The sequence below is a fragment of the Pseudaminobacter sp. Soil_N_29 genome, from assembly GCF_057656055.1.
Genome location: NZ_JBDGLC010000051.1, coordinates 1 through 312, shown reverse-complemented (window position 1 = coordinate 312; position 312 = coordinate 1). Strand labels below are relative to the sequence as shown.

The 312-nt window shown below is 64.1% G+C and carries 1 protein-coding gene; it reads left to right on the top strand.

The window, feature by feature from the left end:
* Positions 1 to 312: outer membrane protein assembly factor BamB family protein (locus tag AC3A4H_RS23700; RefSeq protein WP_487768895.1), on the top strand; the 312-nt coding region annotated here is incomplete at both ends.

The following is a 312-nucleotide window of genomic DNA, read 5'->3' as shown; positions in this document are numbered from 1 at the left end:
CCAGGCCGACACGATGCTGACCGCGATCGACGCCAAGACCGGCAAGATGGTCTGGTCGGTCAAGAACGGCGACGACATCGTCGGCGGCAAGGGCGAATCCGGAACCTCCGCACCTATGGTCGTGAAGGACAAGGTGATCGTCGGCATCTCGGGCGCCGAATTCGGCGTGCGTGGCCATCTGACGGCCTACAACATCAAGGACGGCTCACGTGCCTGGCGTGCCTATTCCACCGGGCCGGATGCCGACATGCTGGTCGACCCGCAGAAGACGACCGATCTCGGCAAGCCGATCGGCGCCGATTCCAGCCTCAA